At 38.4% G+C, this 21,138-nt stretch carries 24 protein-coding genes; 1 reads left to right on the forward strand and 23 read right to left on the reverse strand.

The features are described from left to right. Positions 1–14: 14 nt before the first annotated feature. From dut to MS6x_RS09825, 6 genes are all read right to left on the reverse strand, one after another. Positions 15–449, reverse strand: a complete 435-nt coding sequence (dut, locus tag MS6x_RS09800) for a dUTP diphosphatase (RefSeq protein ID WP_482607104.1) — start codon at positions 447–449, stop codon at positions 15–17. Next, on the reverse strand, positions 446–1,909 hold the full coding sequence (locus tag MS6x_RS09805) for a lipopolysaccharide biosynthesis protein (protein ID WP_482607105.1): 1,464 nt from the start codon (positions 1,907–1,909) through the stop codon (positions 446–448). The genes dut and MS6x_RS09805 overlap by 4 nt, the downstream gene beginning before the upstream one ends. A gap of 205 nt (positions 1,910–2,114) precedes the next feature. After that, positions 2,115–2,672: a hypothetical protein gene (locus MS6x_RS09810; protein WP_482607106.1), complete on the reverse strand. Its 558-nt coding sequence runs from the start codon at positions 2,670–2,672 to the stop codon at positions 2,115–2,117. After that, a complete protein-coding gene (locus MS6x_RS09815) occupies positions 2,665–3,159 on the reverse strand; it encodes an RNA polymerase sigma factor (RefSeq protein WP_482607107.1) in 495 nt (164 codons plus the stop codon). The genes MS6x_RS09810 and MS6x_RS09815 overlap by 8 nt, the downstream gene beginning before the upstream one ends. Then, positions 3,159–4,004 carry an alpha/beta fold hydrolase gene (locus MS6x_RS09820; RefSeq protein WP_482607108.1) on the reverse strand — a complete coding sequence of 282 codons (846 nt, stop codon included), beginning with the start codon at positions 4,002–4,004 and terminating at the stop codon, positions 3,159–3,161. Before MS6x_RS09820 ends, MS6x_RS09815 begins: the two co-directional genes overlap by 1 nt. A 133-nt stretch (positions 4,005–4,137) precedes the next feature. Continuing rightward, complete coding sequence (locus MS6x_RS09825; protein WP_482607109.1) at positions 4,138–5,376, reverse strand: TCR/Tet family MFS transporter; 1,239 nt, start codon at positions 5,374–5,376, stop codon at positions 4,138–4,140. 96 nt (positions 5,377–5,472) lie between these two features. Here MS6x_RS09825 and MS6x_RS09830 point away from each other — a divergent pair, with 96 nt between their 5' ends. Then, positions 5,473–7,110 carry a sulfatase family protein gene (locus MS6x_RS09830; RefSeq protein WP_482607110.1) on the forward strand — a complete coding sequence of 546 codons (1,638 nt, stop codon included), beginning with the start codon at positions 5,473–5,475 and terminating at the stop codon, positions 7,108–7,110. Between the two features lie 213 nt (positions 7,111–7,323). Here the strand turns inward: MS6x_RS09830 and atpG are convergent, their stop codons facing one another. From atpG to MS6x_RS09915, 17 genes are all read right to left on the reverse strand, one after another. Then, on the reverse strand, positions 7,324–8,184 hold the full coding sequence (atpG, locus tag MS6x_RS09835) for an ATP synthase F1 subunit gamma (RefSeq protein WP_482607111.1): 861 nt from the start codon (positions 8,182–8,184) through the stop codon (positions 7,324–7,326). A gap of 74 nt (positions 8,185–8,258) precedes the next feature. Next, positions 8,259–9,839: a F0F1 ATP synthase subunit alpha gene (gene atpA, locus MS6x_RS09840; RefSeq protein WP_482607112.1), complete on the reverse strand. Its 1,581-nt coding sequence runs from the start codon at positions 9,837–9,839 to the stop codon at positions 8,259–8,261. 60 nt (positions 9,840–9,899) lie between these two features. After that, positions 9,900–10,439 (reverse strand): ATP synthase F1 subunit delta, encoded by a 540-nt coding sequence (atpH, locus tag MS6x_RS09845; protein WP_482607113.1) that lies wholly within the window; start codon positions 10,437–10,439, stop codon positions 9,900–9,902. A 6-nt stretch (positions 10,440–10,445) separates the two neighbouring features. Further along, positions 10,446–10,946 (reverse strand): F0F1 ATP synthase subunit B, encoded by a 501-nt coding sequence (locus MS6x_RS09850; RefSeq protein ID WP_482607114.1) that lies wholly within the window; start codon positions 10,944–10,946, stop codon positions 10,446–10,448. Between the two features lie 87 nt (positions 10,947–11,033). Beyond that, positions 11,034–11,222, reverse strand: a complete 189-nt coding sequence (gene atpE, locus MS6x_RS09855; RefSeq protein WP_013993139.1) for an ATP synthase F0 subunit C — start codon at positions 11,220–11,222, stop codon at positions 11,034–11,036. A 32-nt stretch (positions 11,223–11,254) separates the two neighbouring features. Continuing rightward, the gene (gene atpB, locus MS6x_RS09860; protein WP_482607115.1) at positions 11,255–12,433 is read right to left on the reverse strand and encodes a F0F1 ATP synthase subunit A; all 1,179 of its coding nucleotides are present in this window, start codon (positions 12,431–12,433) and stop codon (positions 11,255–11,257) included. A 78-nt stretch (positions 12,434–12,511) separates the two neighbouring features. Further along, positions 12,512–12,913 (reverse strand): DUF6168 family protein, encoded by a 402-nt coding sequence (locus tag MS6x_RS09865; protein WP_482607116.1) that lies wholly within the window; start codon positions 12,911–12,913, stop codon positions 12,512–12,514. Positions 12,914–12,916: 3 nt separating this feature from the next. Beyond that, positions 12,917–13,141 (reverse strand): AtpZ/AtpI family protein, encoded by a 225-nt coding sequence (locus MS6x_RS09870; protein WP_482607117.1) that lies wholly within the window; start codon positions 13,139–13,141, stop codon positions 12,917–12,919. Further along, on the reverse strand, positions 13,119–13,544 hold the full coding sequence (locus MS6x_RS09875) for a bactofilin family protein (protein ID WP_482607118.1): 426 nt from the start codon (positions 13,542–13,544) through the stop codon (positions 13,119–13,121). Before MS6x_RS09875 ends, MS6x_RS09870 begins: the two co-directional genes overlap by 23 nt. A gap of 4 nt (positions 13,545–13,548) precedes the next feature. Further along, positions 13,549–16,101 (reverse strand): type IX secretion system periplasmic lipoprotein PorW/SprE, encoded by a 2,553-nt coding sequence (gene porW / locus MS6x_RS09880; RefSeq protein WP_482607119.1) that lies wholly within the window; start codon positions 16,099–16,101, stop codon positions 13,549–13,551. A gap of 326 nt (positions 16,102–16,427) precedes the next feature. Further along, complete coding sequence (locus MS6x_RS09885; RefSeq protein ID WP_482607120.1) at positions 16,428–17,123, reverse strand: ABC transporter ATP-binding protein; 696 nt, start codon at positions 17,121–17,123, stop codon at positions 16,428–16,430. Between the two features lie 59 nt (positions 17,124–17,182). After that, positions 17,183–18,652, reverse strand: a complete 1,470-nt coding sequence (locus tag MS6x_RS09890) for a DUF5687 family protein (protein WP_482607121.1) — start codon at positions 18,650–18,652, stop codon at positions 17,183–17,185. A 59-nt stretch (positions 18,653–18,711) separates the two neighbouring features. Beyond that, on the reverse strand, positions 18,712–19,116 hold the full coding sequence (locus MS6x_RS09895; RefSeq protein WP_482601537.1) for a hypothetical protein: 405 nt from the start codon (positions 19,114–19,116) through the stop codon (positions 18,712–18,714). After that, positions 19,110–19,403 carry a hypothetical protein gene (locus MS6x_RS09900; protein WP_482601538.1) on the reverse strand — a complete coding sequence of 98 codons (294 nt, stop codon included), beginning with the start codon at positions 19,401–19,403 and terminating at the stop codon, positions 19,110–19,112. Before MS6x_RS09900 ends, MS6x_RS09895 begins: the two co-directional genes overlap by 7 nt. Beyond that, positions 19,404–20,036 carry a hypothetical protein gene (locus MS6x_RS09905; protein WP_482601540.1) on the reverse strand — a complete coding sequence of 211 codons (633 nt, stop codon included), beginning with the start codon at positions 20,034–20,036 and terminating at the stop codon, positions 19,404–19,406. Next, positions 20,033–20,698, reverse strand: coding sequence for a hypothetical protein (locus MS6x_RS09910; protein WP_482601542.1), 666 nt, complete (start codon positions 20,696–20,698; stop codon positions 20,033–20,035). The genes MS6x_RS09905 and MS6x_RS09910 overlap by 4 nt, the downstream gene beginning before the upstream one ends. Positions 20,699–20,709: 11 nt before the next feature. Further along, positions 20,710–21,048 (reverse strand): PadR family transcriptional regulator, encoded by a 339-nt coding sequence (locus MS6x_RS09915; RefSeq protein WP_482601544.1) that lies wholly within the window; start codon positions 21,046–21,048, stop codon positions 20,710–20,712. Between the last annotated feature and the right edge of the window lie 90 nt (positions 21,049–21,138).

Genomic DNA, 21,138 nt, shown 5'->3' on the forward strand with positions numbered 1-21,138 from the left:
GGGTTAATGGACCTTTACTTTACCCCAGTACTACCAAAACCTCTTTCTCCCCTAGCGGTATCGGACAGTTCTTCAACTAGCTCCCACTCTGCACGTTCATGCTTGGCAATAACCATCTGGGCAACCCGCTCGCCGTTTTCAACGATAAACGCATCGTTTGACAGGTTAACCAAAATAACACCTACTTCACCTCTGTAATCTGCATCAATGGTACCCGGTGCATTTAAAACGGTGATTCCTTTTTTTGCCGCCAGTCCACTTCTTGGTCTTACCTGGGCTTCGTAACCCACGGGAAGCTCTATAAAAAGACCTGTTTTTATAATGGTTCTTTCTAAAGGTTCTAAGGTTATTGCCTCAGAAAGGTTTGCGCGCAAATCCATTCCCGCTGAAGCGTTTGTTTCGTAATGTGGCAATTGATGTGCCGATTTATTTATTATTTTAATTTTCATAGCTGTTTTAAGAATACTTTTTTAAGATTATCCGCCTCCAATTTATAGACCATTCCCAGAAAAAGAAGCAGCAAGACAATTCCAACGATTAAATTTCTGTCAAAAATATAAAATGAGAGGATTGAAAAGCCGATGGACACTCCTAAATAAAAACCAATTTTTCTGAAATTATATGGAATAGGATAGTACATACGACCAAAATAAAAGGAAAGCCCCATCATAGTGCCGTAGGCCACCAAAGTGGCAATTGCAGAAGCCATATAGCTAAAATACTGTATAAGGGCAAAATTAATGATAATCGTTAGTACTGCCCCAATCATCGAGATGTATGCACCGAACTTTGTACGGTCCGTTACCTTGTACCAGACGGACAGATTATGATAGATTCCCAAGAAAAAACTGGCCAACAATATAATGGGGACTACCGGCATGGCGTCCCAATAGGCTTCGTCCCGCACAAAAAGTTCCTTTAAAATATCTGCAAAGACCACCACCGCCAGCAAAATAATACTTCCCAATACCACAAAGTAATTGGTAATTTGTGCATAGGCCTTTTGGGGGTTCTTGGTATCCGAATGACTAAAGAAAAACGGTTCTATACCCATTCTAAAAGCAGTAGCAAATAGGGTCATAAAAACCGCCAGTTTAATACATGCTCCATATTTGCCTACTTCTGCAATGGCGATATCATCTGGCAGTAAACGTTCTAGCAAGATCTTGTCCAATACTTCGTTTACAGTGAAAGCGATACCGGCTACTAGCACGGGCATAGCGTAACGCATCATTCTTTTCCAAAGTGTTAAGTCAAACACATAAGGTCTTCTGAGGTAAACCGGCAATAAAAGCATTAGAGTGACCCCACTTGCGACCAAATTAGCAATGAGTATATACGATATCTCATAATTTTCGATGTAGATACTGTTCAAAAAACCCGTTCCGTCAGCGGAAACCCAGTTAGGCAATGCTACTAAGAAAAAAAGGGTTAGGCCTAAATTCAAACAAACATTTAGAATTTTAACCGTAGCGAAACGCATTGGCCGCTCATTGGCCCTTAGCCATACAAATGGGATTATTGCCAAGGCATCAAAGGCAAGGATTCCAAACACATAACCAATATACTGGGGTTTTATCTCTAGAAGCTGAGACAAACTACCCTTAAACAAAAACCCTATGGTCAAAAAAGAGAGGGTGGTAACTAAAATAGAAAGTAAGGCCGTGGTAACTACTTTTTTGCGTTGATCGGTTTCTTTGTAAAAACGGAAAAACGTAGTCTCCATACCGTAGGCCAAGAAGACATTAAAAATAGCGAAATACGCGAATATAACTATTACCTCTCCGTACAACCCTGGCAGCATTACCGCTGTGTAAATCGGAACCAATATCACATTGAGCATCCTAGGCAACACGGTTGCAAGGCCATATATCGCAGTTTGCTGGAAAAGTTTTTTAAGTGGATTCAATCCTGTTGTTTTGAAGCCTTAAAAGTACCTATTTACACCCTGTAAACAAACTTAGTTTTAAGGGAAACCAATTCAGAACATCTAAATATCGGTACGACATTCATATTCTTGTGGTTTCCCTGTAATGTGTCCCAAAGAAAATACGATGCTTTAATACCCCTTAAAAAGCAAACCAAAAGGGGTTTCTTATGAATGAAAAGAATACTTAATCCTGTCGCAATCGTTTCAGCTCTTTCATTTCTTTTCGTATCTGCTTGGCTATAAAAACTGAAAAAAAGATGAGCAGCACTATCGATGATATAACGATATAGGTATAAAATCCAGCAGATAAATTAGCTTTAAACAGCGGCAATAGTATTAGAAAACCTGCAACGTAACAACCAATGATTATAGGTGTCCATAGATAATGGACACGTTTTCTACGCTTATAATATGCTATCAAATCATTCTTAAAATCGGTTTGATTCGATAGGGTATTCATTTTACTAAGATTCCGAATACTCAAAACTTCCAGTAGAATACGCATGAGAAGACTCCCTATCATAAAAGTAATCCCTAGTACTACTTGTTGGTTGCTGTAGCCTGCTATATAAAAGAAAAAACCAATTAGTATAATTATGGTGCTTCCTAAAACTAAATAGGTAATCCGTTGTTTGTTTTTAATCATCCGCAAACTATCCAATAGGGTTTGAAACCCTTTTTCAGTGGCTTCTATTTCGGGTTGATTTTTCCAATTCGACTGTAGTTCTTCAAAATTATTCATGGGATACACATTTTATTAATTGACTTTTAATTCGATGTATTCGCGTTCGAATGGCATCATGCTTCATTCCGACAATTTCGGATATCTCGTTTTGCGGAAGGCCCTCCAACACGAGAAGAATAATGGCTCTATTTGTTTCGGTTAGCTTCTGTATACATTCGTACAACTGAACTAATTGATTTTCTCTGTCCTCATTTGTACGTTCTTCAACGATCTCGGAAACATCAGCAATCGCAACTGTTCTAGAACTCTTTTTTTCAGTTCTTAATTTAGACAAACAAGTGTTCACACTTATCCTGTAAATCCAAGTACTTATGCTGCTTTCACTTCTAAAGTTTTCTAAGTTCTCCCAAATCTTTATAAATATCTCTTGGGTCAGGTCTTTGGCTATTTCTTGGTCCCCTGCTACATAACCAAGGCATAGGCGCATCACTTTAGGATAATGTGCTGAATAAAGGGATTTATATCTTTTATCTTCGCTATTCATTAGTGTCCCAAACTAGTATTTAATTTTTCTTGAAACCATTGTGGACTGTCATACATTATAAAATGCGCGGCATCTACTGCGAATTTAATCTCATAATCCTTCAGGTTCTTATATTGTTCTGCGTAGGTGCGCTTTGCCATTTCCAAACCATACGGCTGTGCCGCTGCTAAAATACTCACCGGAATACTGATTTTAACAAGATCTTTCCTTAAATCGAGTTTTAAAAGGTCTGTATAGCCATAGACATAGGTTTCCCTATCTGCCTGAATCATCCATTCCTTTATCTGATTCTGTTTTCCTTTATTCAAGGTCATCCCAGTAGCCATTTGAGTAGCCATGGCATCAAATGCAACAGTATCCATTTCCAGTATTTGTTTGTTCCATGGACTTTCGTATACCACATCCTCACTTCTGAAATTTGGTATCATAAGTGCTCCAGTTGATGGCAAGGCGTCTACTACTATAATTCTTGAAAAGGGATGTTCTTCTTCAGTGGCCAACCAAAGCCCCAATGCACCGCCCAAACTATGCCCAATAACGATTGCATTGTGTATATTTTGGTCCTCTACATAAGCTTCTACACCTTTCTTAATCTTGGGAAGCCATGGTTTTTCGATTGGCGCTACATCGCCAAAACCAGCAAACGTAAAAACGTGACACTCATAATTGCTGGAAAGTTCAGCAACGGTTTCTTCCCAAACGGCATCAGTACAGGTAAAACCTGGAAAAAGTAATAATGGTTGTCCTGTCCCTTCTACGGTAACGGTAAACGGATAGTCTTGCGCGGTGCCAATATGGGAGATAATAAGTAGTAAAATTACATGGATGATTCTCAAGGTTTTCATGGTATCTAGTTTAAGGATTTTCCTTTTAGATACATATTCTTGAAAATGTTACATCTCAAACTAAAAAATTACTTGCCAACATAAATTAATGTGGCAAATCCTTATGAAAAGTGTAGACAGAGTTAAATGAATCCTATGAAACTAATTCACTTTCATTATCTGAAAGATTTATTCGTCGCATGGCTAAAGAAGCAAGCACTAAAGCCACTAAAAGAAATACCGATGCCAAAGCATAGGGCGCACCAGGAAAGTAGATATCACCTTCAGGACGGATGAAATAGTAGAAAACCGGAGAGAATATCAACTGACCCAAAATAGCCGTGACACTTACCAAGCCTGTAATTGCACCTTGCAGATTCCCTTGTTCCTTTTCAGAAACCTGATTGGAAATAACGCCTTGTACCGTTGGTCCTGCAACTCCACCTAAGGCATAGGGAACTAGAAAGGCATAGAGCATCCATGGTTCTTCCGCAAGGGAAAAAAGGAACATCCCAACTGTCCATAACAAAAAACCTGAAATCACCACGGTGTTACGGCCAAACTTTTTCACAGCAATTCCTACCAAAAAACCTTGGGCTATGGCAACCAATAAACCTACGACCATTAACGAGACACCTATGTCCCTTGGGCTCCAATCGTAACGTTCAATACCGTAATAAGACCATGTAGAGGGTAGCGCCTGACCTGCTAGATTAGCTAAAAAGAAGGCCGCTATAAGCAATAAGACCCCTTTGTAATTTCGAAGACTCACCAAAGAAACTCCTGGAATCATTTTTACTAAATTGATGGGTCTTCTATTTTCAGCAGCCAAGGATTCGGGCACAAAGAACCAGCCAAATAAAAAGTTGGCAAAGGTTAGTCCCGCGGCTATATAAAACGGCAAACGAATATCAATTTCACCAAAAAAACCACCTATGCCAGGTCCTATGATAAAACCAAGACCAAAAGCTGCACCAATAAGTCCAAAGTTCTTCGCCTTTTCCTGTTTTGTGCTGATATCTGCAATATATGCAGAAGCAACCGTGAAACTTGCCCCTGTAATTCCAGCTAAAAAACGACCTACAAACAGCCACATAATTGTCGGGGCCCAGGCGTGAATAAGGTAATCTATACTTAACCCTAACAAGGCCATCAATAGAATAGGACGCCTGCCATAGCGATCTGAAATCTCTCCTAGTACAGGCGAAAACAAGAACTGCATGCCAGCGAAAGCGGTGGTTAACCACATTCCATAAATTACAGCCATATGGGTTCCCTCTCCCGTAAGCTCCATAATCAATTCTGGAATTATGGGAAGTATGATTCCGATGCCGATAACATCAACAAGAATGGTAATAAAGATAAAAAGTAAGGCAGTTTTCTTTGCTTTCATGCGACTGCAAAAGTCGGTTAAAAATTGCAGCCTAAAAAAGAAAAAATATAAGTCCAGTATCAATTTTAGTATCTTAACAGAACAGATTATAACGTTATGAGAAAATTGCATCTTTCAAGTCTTTATGTGTTACTTGTTCTTGGTTTTATTTCTTGCAAGGACAAGATCATTAAAACCAAAGAGTCGGGTAAACCCAATATTCTCTTTATAATGGCCGACGACCATGCCTACCAAGCGATAAGTGCCTATTCTGACAAACTTATTGAGACGCCCAATATCGATAGGATCTCCAAAGAGGGTATTACCTTTACCAATGCCAGTGTCACCAACTCTATCTGTGCACCATCGAGAGCCACCATCTTAACCGGAAAGCATACGCACATCAATGGGAAAACAGATAATGCGCGTCCTTTTGACGACTCACAAATCACTTTTCCTCAATTGTTTCAAAAAGCAGGATACGAAACGGCAATGTTTGGTAAACTACATTTTGGCAATAGTCCTAAGGGGGTTGATGAATTCATGATATTACCGGGACAAGGGAATTATATTAATCCAGATTTTATCACTAAAACAGGCGATACGGTAAGCATAACCGGCTATGTAACCGACATTATTACAGACCTCACCCTAGATTGGCTAGACACCAAACGAAATGTTGAGAAGCCGTTTATGCTCATGTATCTTCATAAGGCACCCCACAGACCTTGGTGGCCTAGCCCAGAGAAATTTAAGGAATTTGTTGGGAAGCAATTTCCCGAACCTTCCAACCTTTTTGATGACTACAGCAATCGAGGTACAGCCGCCAAAACTGCGGAAATGAACCTATTGACTCACATGATGTACAACCACGACAGTAAAATACGGCCAGAAACTACAGAAAGAATGCCCAACCTAAGACCCAAGGTTTCTGAATTTAAAAATGGCTTTTACGGACCCTACGGAAGAGCCAATGCTGAGCAAAAAGCACTATACGATCCAATTTTGAACAAAATTAATCTAGAATTTGAACAAAATTGGCCAACTATGACAAAGGAAGAAAAAATGCGATGGAAATACCAACGCTATATGCAGGACTATTTGGCCTGTATCTCATCTGTAGACGATAATGTAGGCCGTGTACTGGATTACTTGGATGACAAGCAACTTTCAGACAACACCTTGGTCGTTTACACCTCTGATCAAGGTTTTTATTTGGGAGAACATGGCTGGTTCGATAAGCGTTTTATTTACGATGAATCCTTTAAAACACCGCTATTGGTAAAATGGCCCAACCAAATAAAACCCGGTATTACGAACGAGGAAATGGTTCAAAATCTGGATTTTGCCCAAACTCTTTTAGAAGCAGCACAAATTGAAGCACCAAACGATATGCAAGGTGAGAGTTTAATGCCTTTATTAACTTCTAATACGTCACAGTGGACACGGGACGCAGTGTACTATCATTATTATGAATATCCTGCGGTACATCAGGTAAAACGGCACTATGGTATCGTAACGATAGATTACAAACTAGCCCATTTTTACTACGATGTAGATGAATGGGAACTCTACGACCGTAAAAAAGACCCTAAAGAGATGCGCAATGTTTATGATGACCCTGAATATGCTAAAGTTGTAGTAGAATTAAAGGTGAAATTAGAGAAATTACGAACGCAATATGGAGATTCGGACGATCTCAATCAAAAGTATATTGATCTGCATCTTGAGAAGGAAATTAAATCACCACTTTGAATACCAACCTGGAGGAAGACCCCTAAGGTTTAATAAAACATATTTTCAACTATATTGAAAGTGGAATCTGTTTTCTTTAATGGCTAGAACTTGTAAAGCTAAAGTTATGTTTCAAATACAAGAAGAAGAAAGGCTCCCTAAAAAGGAGCCTTTAAATTGTTCTAAACTTTTAATATACAAGCCCTTCGACTACGCTTAGGATGACATTTTTACTTAGTTATTTAATGCCTCGGCACCACCAACTATCTCAAGGATTTCATTAGTAATGGCAGCTTGTCTTGCTTTGTTGTAAGTAAGCTTCAACTGATCTCTTAATTCTGTTGCGTTATCCGTTGCCTTATGCATTGCAGTCATACGTGCACCATGCTCACTTGCAAAAGAATCACGTATTCCTTTATACAATTGTGTTTTTAAGGATTTGGGTATCAGTTGTTCAATGATTTCCAACTTAGAGGGTTCAAAAGTATAATCCGTGCTCAAATTTTCATCACCTACCATAGGAACTATAGGTAAGAACTGTTCGGTCATTACAATTTGAGTCGCTGCATTTTTAAATTTATTGTATACAATTTCGATACGATCATAAGAACCGTTAGTGAATTGTTCCATTAGACTTTCCGCTATAGATGCTACATTGTCAAACGTAAGGTCCTCATAAATGCTGCTATGGTTAGCAATTACGGTATGCTTTTTTCCTAAGAAATCGTTCGCTTTCTTTCCTACAGCAAGAAAATCTACATGCTTACCTGCATGCACTGTATCGACCAAATTTGCGCATTGCTTTAATATATTGGTGTTAAAAGCACCGCATAAACCTCTATTGGAAGTAATAGCTACTACCAATACCTTATTTACGACTCTATTATCTGCATAAGTACTTCCAGAATCAGAATCCATACTGGCACTTAAGCCTTGTAATAATTCCGTTAGCTTATCTGCATACGGCCTCATCGCAGTAATGGCATCTTGAGCCTTCTTTAATTTAGCAGCAGAAACCATTTTCATGGCACTCGTAATCTGCATTGTAGAAGAAACCGATGCTATCCTATTCCGTATTTCCTTTAAATTGGCCATTTTTCTTAGTATTACGTAGCAAATACAAAGTAGTAAACAACATGGTGCTTACTACTTTGTGCTACCGCTTATTTTTACCCTACGTATTTTGATGAAAGCTCTTTACAAACAGTAGTCAAGGTATTTGTTACCTCATCCGTTAGCTTTCCTGCTTTTATCGTGTCTAGGATATCTCTATGCTTCGCATTTAAAAATTCGATGTAATCCCTTTCAAATTCCCTTACCTTTTCTACTGGAACATCTCTTAATAAGTTTTTAGATCCCGCGTAAATGATAGCCACCTGATCCTCTACAGTGAACGGATCGTTTTGTGCCTGCTTTAAGATTTCTACGTTTCTACGACCTTTCTCGATAACGTTCAAGGTAGCGGCATCCAAATCAGAACCAAACTTCGCAAAAGCTTCCAGTTCACGAAACTGAGCTTGATCCAATTTAAGTGTACCTGCTACTTTCTTCATAGCCTTAATCTGTGCGTTACCACCTACACGCGATACCGAAATCCCTACGTTAATTGCTGGACGAACTCCTTGATTAAATAAATCCTGTTCCAAGAAAATCTGACCATCCGTAATAGAAATTACGTTTGTTGGAATATAGGCCGATACATCACCTGCCTGAGTTTCGATAATTGGCAATGCCGTTAAAGACCCTCCACCTTTTACCAATGGCTTTAATACATCCGGTAGATCATTCATTTCCTTAGCAATAGCATCATTGTCGATGACCTTTGCCGCACGCTCCAATAATCTGGAGTGTAGGTAGAAAACATCTCCAGGATACGCCTCACGTCCCGGTGGTCTTCTTAATAACAACGAAACCTCACGGTATGCAACGGCTTGTTTAGATAAATCATCATATATAATCAGTGCTGGACGACCAGTGTCTCTAAAGTACTCTCCAATAGATGCGCCAGCAAAAGGAGCATATACCTGCATTGGTGCAGGATCGGAGGCATTAGCAGCGACTATAGTTGTGTATGCCATTGCGCCTTTATCTTCCAATACTTGTGCAATCCCTGCAACCGTAGAAGCTTTTTGTCCAATAGCAACATAGATACAATACACTGGCTCACCAGCATCGTAAAATTCTTTTTGATTTAATATGGTATCGATACAAACTGTAGTCTTACCAGTTTGACGGTCACCAATCACCAATTCTCGCTGGCCTCTACCAACAGGAATCATAGCATCAATTGCCTTAATACCAGTTTGCAAAGGTTCTGTAACCGGTTCTCTAAATATTACCCCAGGTGCCTTACGCTCCAATGGCATTTCATATGTTTTACCGGCAATTGGTCCTTTACCATCTATAGGTTGTCCTAAAGTATCTACAACTCTTCCTACAATACCTTCACCAACATTGATAGATGCGATACGTTGTGTTCGCTTTACCGTTGTTCCTTCTCCAATTGCTCTAGAGTGGCCCAATAAAACCACACCTACGTTGTCTTCTTCAAGGTTTAGAACGATTCCTTCCAGACCACCTTCGAATTCAACTAATTCTCCATACTGCACATTGGCCAAACCGAATACCCTTGCGATACCGTCACCTACCTGCAATACTGTTCCTACTTCATCCAAAGTAGCGGTTGCATCGAAACCTGATAATTGTTGCTTTAAAATTGCTGATACTTCAGCGGCTTTTACTCCTGCCATTTTCTAAGACGTTAGATGTTAGACACTAGACATTGGATGCCTATTTGTCTTCCTAATTTATTATAGACTATTTGTAAATTCTCTTTTTAAATTGTTCAATTTATTGGCAATACTAGCATCATACTGTAAATCGCCAACTCTTAGAACAAATCCACCAATGATATGCTCATCAACTGTATTCTCAATTGTAACCTCTTTCCCCGTTAGGGTAGTTACTTGCTTTAAAACCTTCTTTTCCATTGCGGCATCCATAGGAACGGCAGTAGTCACATAAGCGACGTCCTTTCCCTTTTGCTGCTCGTTAAGAATAATGAATTTTAAAGCTACTTCATTTAAAATGGATACTCGTTTGTTATCCACCAACATACTGATCAATCCTTCGGAAATAGCGTGACTCCCTTTGAATATCATTAGTAAAGTTTCCTTTTTAGTAGCACCGGAAATTACAGGGCTTGACAGCATTTGTCGTAGCTCCTTACTTTCGGAAATAGTAGCCACAATAGAACGCATGTCCTTCTCAACGGCATCTGTAGCCTTTTTGTCCACTGCCAAATCTAAGATGGCCTTGGCGTAACGTATCGCTGCTCTAGATTCGCTCATGCTTTCTTACTTCAATTTGATGTCTCCCAATAACTCGTCAACCAATTTCAATTGCTTGTCCTTGTTAGAAAGTTCTTGCTTTATTACCTTTTCAGCTATTGCAACGGAAAGTTCGGCAACTTGATTTTTTATATCGGCCATTGCTGCTTTCTTTTCGCTTTCGATAGCGGCTTGTGCCTGCAACACAATTTTATCTCCCTCTATCTTGGCCTGTTCTTTAGAATCGGAGATTAATTTATCCTTTATCTCCCTGGCTTCTTTAAGCATAGCTTCACGCTCAGCACGAGCTTCTTTTAACAACTTATCGTTGTCAGCTTGAAGGTTTTGCATTTCCTTACGAGCATTTTCTGCCGCATCCAAAGCATTAGTAATACCTTCCTCACGTTCGTTCAATGAACTTAATATAGGTTTCCAAGCGAATTTTACCAATAACAAAATTAACCCTAGCAAAAGGATTGTTTGTACTATGAATAACCCTGGAGAAAAATCGTTTATTAAAGTTTCCATAACTATAAATTCTACTTCTTATTTTTTATTTAAAACAATTCCCTGCAACCAACCGTTGCAGGAAAATGTCTATTCTAGTTTTTATTCTTATTTTCCTAAGAACAAGGCACCAAAAGCCAAACCTTCTAAAAGTGCAGCAATAATAATCATCGCAGTCTGAATTTTTCCAGTAGCCTCTGGCTGACGAGCAATACCTTCCATTGCTTTTCCACCAATTTGACCTAGACCAATACCTGCTCCGATTACGATTAAACCGGCTCCAATTAAGTTGTACATAGTAAATGAATTTATATTAAATTAAAAAAACTCTAAATAAAATTTTCACGAACATCCTCTGCATCTACAACTTCATGACTATGATCATCATGTTCGTGCTCATGATCATGTTCCGCAACAGCCATTCCTATAAATAGGGCCGAAAGCATCGTGAAAATATATGCCTGTAAAAAGGCAACTAAAACTTCTATTAATGTTATAAAGAAGGATAAAATGAACGACAAAGCGGTAGCTCCTGCAACACCCAAGGTATCCTTTAAAGTAAACATTATGGCAATTAAGCTCATTACGACAATATGACCCGCGGATATATTTGCAAAAAGACGTACCAACAAAGAAAAAGGCTTAATGATTAATGCCCCTGCTAATTCTATAATCGCAAGTACAGGCCTAATAAGAATGGGAACTCCAGGCATCCATAAAATATGCATCCAATAGTCTTTATTGCCACTTACGGTATAAATTATTAAAGTGAATATTGCAAGACATGCAGTTACCGCTAATTGTCCAGTAACATTAAAGCCAAATGGCGTTAACCCCAACAAGTTCAATATCCATATAAAAAAGAATACGGTTAACAGATAGCCTGTGAATTTTCTGTAATGCTTTTCTCCAATATTCGGTCTTGAAATCTCATCGCGGACGTAAAGCACTAGTGGCTCAAGTACGCGGCCAAATCCTGTAGGAACTTTTTTATTTTTATATTGCCGTGCCAAAGAAGAGAAAGCAAACAACATAAATAATCCTACTAACAAAACACCAACAACGCTTTTGGTAATAGAAAAATCTAATACCTTGCTAGCATTTGTAGGATGATTACCTTCATCAAGAGCAATTTCTGTAGCACCTTCGTTTAATTCGTAAATTTTGCTGTGCAGCTTTACGAATTGCGTACCGTTTTTTTCAACGACTACTTCTGCATCATCATCGTGATGAAAAGCTGAAGACATAAATGTTGTCAAACCCTCACTTGACCAAACTATTACAGGCAAAGGAAAACCCACGTGTTTGCGTTCACCTGCATCATTTGTATAGGAAAATAAATGAAAATCATGTGAATCCTTTATATGATGATTTATGTAGGCGCTTATCTCGTCCTTGGTGTCAACTTGTCCTGGCTCATCGGAGATTGGGTTAGAATAACCCATTGCCGCGCATAAAAACAAAATTGCGGAAGTAAATTTAATAAGGTATGTAGATGCTTTTTTCATTGCGATTCTTTCAAAATATGTCTTTCTAAAAGTCGCGCAAAGGTACTTATTAAAAAATAATTTTCTACACTTTTTTGGCTAATTCTTAATTGAGTCTATTTTCATTAAAATTTTAGAGATAAAATACACCTCTGGCACCAGAAAAATAAAGACAGGAATAAGTAGGGAAATTTTTTCTGTAAGGGTAAGCACTTCTTCCCCAAAAAGGGTAGAAGAGAAAATAACTGAAAACAAAAGCACCTTAAAAATTAACGCTCCAAGATATAGAAACCCCAACTGAGCTTGCCATTTCTCAGATGTTCCCAGGACTAAAAAAATACTGCACAATAAAAACGAAAAAATGGCATGAAATAGATAAACATAAACTAACGAGAAGCTTACATCATTAATCTTTTCACCTAACAGGTAAAGGTGAACACTTATGCTCAAACCCAAAAGCAGTCCAAAAAATAACAAATACACGGCCAATGTCTTTATCAAATCCTACTTATTAAGTTGATTTGCCTGAACTATTACGGAATACATAGATAAAAAAATAGCTAGAAGTGTACAGGTAGTCTCCCAAAAGGTTTTATCGAATTCACCATCTAACCAAGAACCCAGCAAGTTCCCTAGATATATAGTGGCTCCCATCTGTATTGCAATTCCCGATAGTTTTGCTGCGGTCCTTAGACCCTTGTTGTCTTTACGAGGCTTTTGCTGGCTCATTTTTACCTTTGAAACTTCCCGAACTTGAGCTGATAGCGCTTCCGCTCCCTTTCATGGTACATGAAGCGTTAAACGTGGCTCCTGGCTCTACGGCAAGTTTACTAACAGATACGGTTCCTTCTATGACGGCACTGGATTTTAAGGATAATAAATCGGACACTAAAAGTTCGCCGTTAAAGCTGCCTTCTATATCTGCATTTACGCATTCTACCTTGCCATGTATATAGCCATCCTTGCCGATTACTACTTTTCCGGATGTTTTTACATTACCGTCCAATTTACCGTCTATACGGAAATCTGCCTCGGAAATGATATCTCCTTTAATCTTCGTGTTTTTCTCTATTCTGTTGGGTTGTCCTCCTACTTCGTTCATAGCTCTAGGTTTTTGTTTATCTGAAAACATGGATTTAGGGTTTTGGGGTTATAAGCGTATTAAGGTAATCCTGTAAATTTTTGTGTATCTGAATTACCTTATAGTTATCCGATAAAATTACAAAATTCTTGTCAGCAACGCGGTAATCCCTGTTGTTTTTTAGTAGTTCGGCGTAACCAAGTGCAAATTCCTTGGATTTAAACCCGTGAACCACTACAAATTGATCTTCTAAATTGTAAATATCCTTGGATACACTATTTCTGTATTTAAGGTCTGTGATGGATTTCTCTAACAGCTCCATTAATTTTAAGGCTTTTTCATTGTTGCTTCGTTTAAATGGGAACATTACCTTCCAATTAGACGTTCCTTTAGAGTCGGTCTCCGGTGAAAATTCTTTTTGCTCCAATTTGGGCAACTGTTCGGATATCATCTGTTCCGCTTTCTTCCCCTCTGGATTGTTCGGATAGGTGAGCGCTACATAGTTTAAGGCCTCTTTAAAATCCTCATATCCTTGTAACCTACCAATAGCGTTGGCCTTTAACATCTCAAACTTGGGCACAATGGCATCACCCGTAAATCTATTTATGTTTTCTTCTGATGCGGTTATCACCTGAAGAAACTCCTGGTCATTAAACTTTGCATACAGCGCTTCATAGCGTTTATCCGGACTATCGGAATCGTTAGCTAATACCGCTTGTGGATTTAAGAGTATCTCTGCATAGCGGGAATCTGAATGATTTGCTATGATATCCGCTTTCATTGTAACCATTAACGGACTACCTTCCTCCTCGTATATTTTGTACAAATTATATTTAGATGGAAGAATCAAACGCTCCTCTGGGTTGGAGGCCAATACATTCTCCAACTTGCCCGACGCCAATAGATTTTCATTAAACTTCTCCTTATAAATTAACCCCAGTTGATAGTTTGCAAAATTGCGTTCTGTCCTTAGGCTATCGATAATCGAAACTTCTTTGGGAACACGATCCATGTAGAAATCCAAGGAAAATTTTTTGTCTTCGGTCAGTTCTGCATCGGTCGGCAATTCCGCGACCGGTTCTCCAATGGCCTCGGAAGCTCTAGCTACTGCTTTATTGGACCACCGCCAATCATCTGCCAATTCCCTATTGCCCCATCTGTTCTTAAATTCATTCTGACCGTAACCTAGGCTTGTAATGTTGTAAAAATAGAATTTACCCTTGTTCTGCTTGCCGCCCTTGCTCTTTGTAAATGCTGCAAAACCTTCGGTTATCTTGTCCTTTTCCTTTTTCTGTGCCTCTTCTTGGGCCATTTTAAGCTCAGCGATATAGTTTTCAAAATAAGCAATACGATCATCTATCGGTAATTCGTAGAGCGTAATGACACTGTCCGTGTATTGTACGATATCTTCATATTTTATTACGTCCTCTAGATTATCCAACTTCTTGCTTATGGTTCTGAATTTCTTGGTATTCTCATCTAGATTAGGTAAAACGCTATCGTAATACGCACCTGCATCCTTATAACTATTACGGTCGAAGTTATATTCTGCAAGGTTTTCATAGTTAAGGGCATTCAGCTTAGGCGTGTTTTGAGTTGCCCTAAGGGATTTGTTAAAATAAGCAACAGCCAAGCTGTCCGAGCCTTGTTCTAAATGAAATTCGGCCACTTGCCTAAAGATCTTATCCAAAAACGGTCGATTTTCACGATTTTCTTCAAGCCAAGTGAGGTATTCCAACACTTCCAACTTATTGTCATCGGTGATCACCGTATTCCTAATTTTCTGGATTTCGGCATTGATCATGTATACCCTTGGCGATTTTCGATTTAACTCAATCACTTTATCATAGGCATAGTTCGCACTGTCTTTATGGCCTAATTGATTGTACAACTGACCTATAATGTAATAGTACCTCCCTTTTTCGGGATTTTCTTTTGTGTAGTACGATGCTATTTTTAATTGCTGTATGGCCGTATCTGGCGCATTAAGATTAATATAGGCCTGAGCCAGCATAGCGCGGGCATCTGCATATTCCTGGTCTTTTAAGGTCTCATATTTCATGAGGCGCTTCAGGTTCTTTATGGCCAAGTCTTCGTTTTCCAGTCTAATATTGGTTTTCTCCCGCCAAATAGTGGCCTCATTTAGCTTATCGCTTTGCGAATACTTGTTTAGAATGTAATTGAATGCCTCCAGAGCCGGGATATAACGTTCATCAAAATAGCGTGCTTTTCCCAAGAGCAGAAAAGCTTCGTCGGTCTGGGGATTGCGCTCTTCGTCCTTGATATCCATACTATGCTTCTGAATTGCCTTAGTAGCCTTATCCTCTGCAAGTAAAAAATTTGGATTGTTATCTTCTGAATCTAACTTTACCTCCCCGGAAACTTCTAAACGTTCTATTGGTAAAACTTCCCAATAGTCGTCTTTATAGCTCTCGTTTAGCGTAACCCGACCTTCTTCAAAAGCAATATTGCCATTGTACAAGGTATTATACTTGGTGTTTAAAGCATGCCAGTTACGGTTTAACGCAGCGTCTTTTTTAGTGGAACACCCGTTTAAGATGATTGCTCCTAAAAGCAGGACCGAAATGTATTTGATTTGAAACTTCAAGATTATATCTATACGTATGTATGGTTAACTTAAAAATGGTCATATTATTATGTAGTTCATCGATAAAAAGATGATTTAAATACTCCAAAAATTCCGCAATACCCAGATAGGGTCGCATTCTAAATAAACCCTATGGTCTGTTTTGCTCTAAATTCTAAGTATCGGAAGGCTATTTAGCGTATTTTGTCGGTGCTTTTTGGTTAGCCATCCGAGCTAGGTTTCACATTATGAAATACATTGTAACAAAAAACCGACTGTACAGTCGGTTTAGCTTAGGTAAGGTACTTATCGATAAAGTGCATTTTTAAGAGTGAACACATAGGTGTTTATCCAGCAAAAAAGGATTCCAGTTCTTTTAAGGTTTCGGTAGAAGTCTGAATATCCTTTACTACTTCGCCTTTGTTCAAAACTACAATACGTTCACATACCTCAGTTACGTGAATTAGATCGTGACTGGAAACCAACACAGTTACATTATCCTTGGCCGCCAGGTCTTTGATAATACTTTTAAGCCTTATTTGTGTGGTGGGATCCAGATTGGCAAAAGGCTCATCCAAAACTATCACTTCCGGATTGCCAATAAAAGAGGCCACTATACCTGCTTTTTTCTGATTTCCTTTAGAAAGATCCCGTAGGTACTTCTTCTGACCTAAAATTTCGCCGTGGAAAAAGTCCTCATAGTTGGCCAATAAGGCATCCACATCGGCTTTATTCGCTCCTCTCAGGTCTCCAATGAAGTAGAAATACTCCTCTGGTGTTAAATATCCTATTAGAAAACTCTCATCTATAAAAGACGATGTAAAGGGTTTCCAAGCTTCACTGGTATTTACTTGTACCTCATTGGAGGTTATGTGGCCAGAGCTCGGTTGAATTAAATCCAACAAAAGGCTAAAAAACGTTGTTTTACCCGCTCCATTATTGCCCACCAAACCAAAACTCTGTCCTTTGGGAATTTCTAAATGTTCAATATCCAATACGGTTTGCTTTCCGTAGGTTTTGGTTAGTTTTTCAGTTCGTATCATTCTAGTAAAGTAAATGTTAGTAGTTGTTTTAATTAAATTCTTACTGCTTGATTATAGTATTAACTCGCCTTCTCTTTAAAACCGGCGATCATACCGTATTTCTTTTTTCGATACTGTTCCGTTATAAGATTTAGCAAGTAATTCTTCATGGCAAATCCTATGACACCCAAAACAGTTAAAATAATAATGGCAGCCTCGAAAGAAATCGCGTAGTAAAAAATAGAAAAGAGCACTATTGGGGCAACCAAAACAGGAAGCATAATCAAAAACTGCGTAGCGCTGGTGCCTTGCATATTCCCAAACGGACTCTGATCAAGTTCAATTCGTTTTTTATTAAAAGAACCGAAAAATAAAATGACCGGTATATTCACTCCCAAGTTATACATCGCACAAGCAAAATTAATAGCCAAGGCCTCCCAACCAAAGTATACATAAGGGATGGTCAATAAAAACATCACTACCACACTTACCGAAATTAAACTGGCTTTGGATTCCAAATACTTACGCAACGGAATATTTTGGGACATCATCATGGAATAATAACTACTATCCCAAGCTGGGATAAACTGTCCAAAATTGCTCAGGAAAATACCCGTCATAAAGACCCCTAAAAATACTTTCATAGGTACCATATCCGCATAGATGTCCTGTGTATAAAATATCAATCCGTAAAAAACGAACAATAAAGAAATAAACACTTGGCTCTTGGTGCGCTTGTTACGCCATATCATTTTCAAATCTAATTGCAAGAACGGTCCCATTTCACCGAATTTCTTGGCCCATGCCATGTCGCTCGTATTTGCTTCGACAGATTTCGGTTTTAAAGTGGCATCCAAATAGATTTTAGTATACAAGTACTTATAGTTGATATAGTAGATAAGTATGGCAAGCCCAACCGGAACCAAAGCGGCTATGGGATAGGCATACAAGGCATGGAAAATAGGAGCGAAAAACGTTTTAATGTCAAAAACCCCAAAATAATTAAGCGCATAGCCGAAGACAATAATACTACCAATGGCGATCAAGGCCTTATCATTCTTGTTGATGAGCAGGTTTATATAGTTCACACAAAGTACGATAGCAAAAATGGCTACGACCCACAATATCACGTTTAGTGCAGGATAGCCATGAAATAAAAGCACTATGGCAAAGGGCACAAAGAAAAATAGGGATAACAAGTTGTAAATAGACACTCCGGAGCGACCCAAAATATAATGCGCAATAGCACTTTTCTTTACAGGGGTGGTCAGGAAAGGCTTAATATCCATCACCGGTAGCTTTTGCATAAAGTAGCGCAAGAACAGTTCTATGAGCACCCAGTATATAAAATACTGACTAATGGTCCACATAGGACTTTGGTCCGGGAAAATCTTTTTAAGTATAAAATACATTCCGCCCCCTGCACCTGCCAAGGAAACAAGCATATACACACCAAAGAATCCCATTAAGATTTTAAGACCCAGGCTCTTCCCAAAGGTAGCGGATCTAAAAAATGACTTCCATTGAAGTCCGGTAAAAAGTTTGAACATAGTCGGTTGGTTTAACGTTCTTATGATTGGTAAGTAATAATTGAATTTTGTTACATTTTCTATTGAAATTTGTATTCTGGGTAGGTTTCTGCTAATAGTTCCTCGGCTTTTGAGGGGATGGTGTACCCGCAAATCTTTAAGGCAATTGCTATTATTACGATTAAAAAAGCCGCAAGTAATTGCCCGTATGTACTTTGCAGCAAACCCTGATTGTTAGCGAGATTTAGAAAATGAACTGGAAGAAAGAACAACTGCACCGCGAAACCTTGTTCATAAATCATCTGTTGCAACATCCACTTCCTCGAAATAACTTTTACTCGCTTTTTTAACCGATAGGCCCTAATGAACATATGCAGAGCTAATGCAAAAAATACACCTGCAACCGATCCAAATTTAATATCCCCTTTGGGAATAAAATTTAAAACCGTGAAAACTGCAGCTATCGCCAAAATTAATCCTACCATTTTAGGAAAAGACCACCATTGTTTAAAATAACGCCAAAGAATTGCCCTGTATTTTTTTCCATTGCCTTTTTTCGCTTCTCCACTACATCCATAAAACCAAAGATTCCGAACTTTTTAAATTCCAATTCCTTGGCCGTTTCAAAGCTTAAGTTTGTTTGTTGCTCCCATAGTTGCTCTATACCGTTAGCGAGATGGTCAACAAGTTCGGTCTGCAGGTCGTAGTGTTCTACATAATGGGCTCTTGTGAATTTATAGAGTTCTTGTATTTGGTATTTGGTAAGGGTCATTTAATTCTTAAGCAAATCGCTATAGTTTTTTATTATTTGATTTTTACATTTTAGCACTTCCTGTATGCCAGCAATATTGAAGACTATAGCTGCAAACCAATAAAAGAAAAACCATATCGTATTTTCTTTAAGTAATGGAATAGTTAACCCCAACAAGTACAAAAACATGGATGGGAAAGCCATAATAGAACCCATATATTTAGCTGATAATATTTTTTTATGCATACCTTTTGGCCTATATCCTAAATAAATATAAATTATTTGAGGTGTTATTAAACTCATAAAGAATAACAATTTGACAACAGTTTCTCCTAAACTTACAATTGAAAGTAATATTGAGAAACCAATCATCAGCACAATGAAAACGTTTTTAACAGAACTAAAATAACTCATTATCCTTTTCAGAAGTGATTTCTGATAGCCCCAATGTTTACTTCTATCCCATTGTTTTTCAAATTTTCTTGCAAAGTTTCCTTTTGTTTTTAAAAAATCACCTAATAAAACATACTCGGATTCCGTTTCAAATTCCGATGCAAGATGGTCTATAAGTTCGATTCGAACATCAATAAACTTAACCCCAATAAATTGAAGATAGTTGTCTATATATTGTATTTGTTCCTGGTTCAGTTTCATGCTATCCCCATTTTTTGAATTTTACGATGAGACTTATAAAACTGAACAAAAAACCAAGAAAAAGCGAGCGTAAAGGCATGGACAAATAAAGATACATATGCAATAGAACCTTCTTTTTCCAAACTTAAAATATCGCTAATAATGGGGTTGTATAGGACCAACAATAAACAAAAGGTAATGGCATTGATTTTAAAGAGAAAACTATACGACGTTTGATACCCCGAGTGCTTCATTTTATACTTTAAAATTAATAAGAGCAGAAAGAGACCTATATAAACAACTCCAATAAGGGAATTTACCAGCATTAACATTTGCTCAGACCAGAAATTTTTGGTGCTATAGAAAACCAGAAGGGCTAATACAGCGGGTAAGGCTGCTTTTAGATACATGATTTTAGTCTGTTTGACACATTTCTGAATCACGATCTTGGGACCCATCCACAAAAGACCAAGCCAATAGCTGGAATGACTTTGTAAGTCATTGCGCCATTTTTGTTTCTCTATGGCAAAGGCTTCTTCAAAAGTAAGCTGCTGACTAAACATGCCTTCAGAAATACCTGCAGACATATGGTCTAGAACTTCGTTCCTTAAATCAATTTGGGTAAGTTCCATTCGATTCAAAAATCCTTCTATATTAGCTAGTTGGCCTTGGTTCAGTTTCATATAACCTGTCTTTAATTAATACTCCATTTCGGGTTCACCAATTGCTGCATGCTGCGAATAAACTCCTCTAATTCTGCCAAACGGCTTACCGTTTCTTTTTGCCCCTGTTCCGTGAGTTTATAATATTTTCGAAGCCGATTGTCCACTTTCGCCACCTCAACATCCAACAAACCTTCGGCCTCCAACTTATGTAATGCCGGATACAGCGCGCCCTCGGTTATTTTCAGCTCCCCTTTTGTGAGTTCCTTCACCTTTTGAGTAATCTCGTACCCATACATCTTCCCCTCTTCATCCAACATCTTTAGGATTATGGTATTTAAACTGCCTTTATATAATTTTGAATTTGCCATGGCTATTGTCTGAAATCCAAATATACATAATTTCCCTATGCATAAGAGTTCTATGTATGTTTTTTTGAAATTTCCGTTTTGTATCGGTAT

Source organism: Maribacter sp. MS6, assembly GCF_056839185.1.

What these genes read in the sequence shown, in the direction of transcription:
- dut (WP_482607104.1), bottom strand. Translation starts at nt 449, where the DNA reads ATGAAAATTAAAATAATAAATAAATCGGCACATCAATTGCCACATTAC.
- MS6x_RS09810 (WP_482607106.1), bottom strand. Translation starts at nt 2,672, where the DNA reads ATGAATAATTTTGAAGAACTACAGTCGAATTGGAAAAATCAACCCGAA.
- MS6x_RS09815 (WP_482607107.1), bottom strand. Translation starts at nt 3,159, where the DNA reads ATGAATAGCGAAGATAAAAGATATAAATCCCTTTATTCAGCACATTAT.
- MS6x_RS09820 (WP_482607108.1), bottom strand. Translation starts at nt 4,004, where the DNA reads ATGAAAACCTTGAGAATCATCCATGTAATTTTACTACTTATTATCTCC.
- MS6x_RS09825 (WP_482607109.1), bottom strand. Translation starts at nt 5,376, where the DNA reads ATGAAAGCAAAGAAAACTGCCTTACTTTTTATCTTTATTACCATTCTT.
- MS6x_RS09830 (WP_482607110.1), top strand. Translation starts at nt 5,473, where the DNA reads ATGAGAAAATTGCATCTTTCAAGTCTTTATGTGTTACTTGTTCTTGGT.
- atpG (WP_482607111.1), bottom strand. Translation starts at nt 8,184, where the DNA reads ATGGCCAATTTAAAGGAAATACGGAATAGGATAGCATCGGTTTCTTCT.
- atpA (WP_482607112.1), bottom strand. Translation starts at nt 9,839, where the DNA reads ATGGCAGGAGTAAAAGCCGCTGAAGTATCAGCAATTTTAAAGCAACAA.
- atpH (WP_482607113.1), bottom strand. Translation starts at nt 10,439, where the DNA reads ATGAGCGAATCTAGAGCAGCGATACGTTACGCCAAGGCCATCTTAGAT.
- MS6x_RS09850 (WP_482607114.1), bottom strand. Translation starts at nt 10,946, where the DNA reads ATGGAAACTTTAATAAACGATTTTTCTCCAGGGTTATTCATAGTACAA.
- atpE (WP_013993139.1), bottom strand. Translation starts at nt 11,222, where the DNA reads ATGTACAACTTAATTGGAGCCGGTTTAATCGTAATCGGAGCAGGTATT.
- atpB (WP_482607115.1), bottom strand. Translation starts at nt 12,433, where the DNA reads ATGAAAAAAGCATCTACATACCTTATTAAATTTACTTCCGCAATTTTG.
- MS6x_RS09870 (WP_482607117.1), bottom strand. Translation starts at nt 13,141, where the DNA reads ATGAGCCAGCAAAAGCCTCGTAAAGACAACAAGGGTCTAAGGACCGCA.
- MS6x_RS09875 (WP_482607118.1), bottom strand. Translation starts at nt 13,544, where the DNA reads ATGTTTTCAGATAAACAAAAACCTAGAGCTATGAACGAAGTAGGAGGA.
- MS6x_RS09885 (WP_482607120.1), bottom strand. Translation starts at nt 17,123, where the DNA reads ATGATACGAACTGAAAAACTAACCAAAACCTACGGAAAGCAAACCGTA.
- MS6x_RS09890 (WP_482607121.1), bottom strand. Translation starts at nt 18,652, where the DNA reads ATGTTCAAACTTTTTACCGGACTTCAATGGAAGTCATTTTTTAGATCC.
- MS6x_RS09895 (WP_482601537.1), bottom strand. Translation starts at nt 19,116, where the DNA reads ATGGTAGGATTAATTTTGGCGATAGCTGCAGTTTTCACGGTTTTAAAT.
- MS6x_RS09900 (WP_482601538.1), bottom strand. Translation starts at nt 19,403, where the DNA reads ATGACCCTTACCAAATACCAAATACAAGAACTCTATAAATTCACAAGA.
- MS6x_RS09905 (WP_482601540.1), bottom strand. Translation starts at nt 20,036, where the DNA reads ATGAAACTGAACCAGGAACAAATACAATATATAGACAACTATCTTCAA.
- MS6x_RS09910 (WP_482601542.1), bottom strand. Translation starts at nt 20,698, where the DNA reads ATGAAACTGAACCAAGGCCAACTAGCTAATATAGAAGGATTTTTGAAT.
- MS6x_RS09915 (WP_482601544.1), bottom strand. Translation starts at nt 21,048, where the DNA reads ATGGCAAATTCAAAATTATATAAAGGCAGTTTAAATACCATAATCCTA.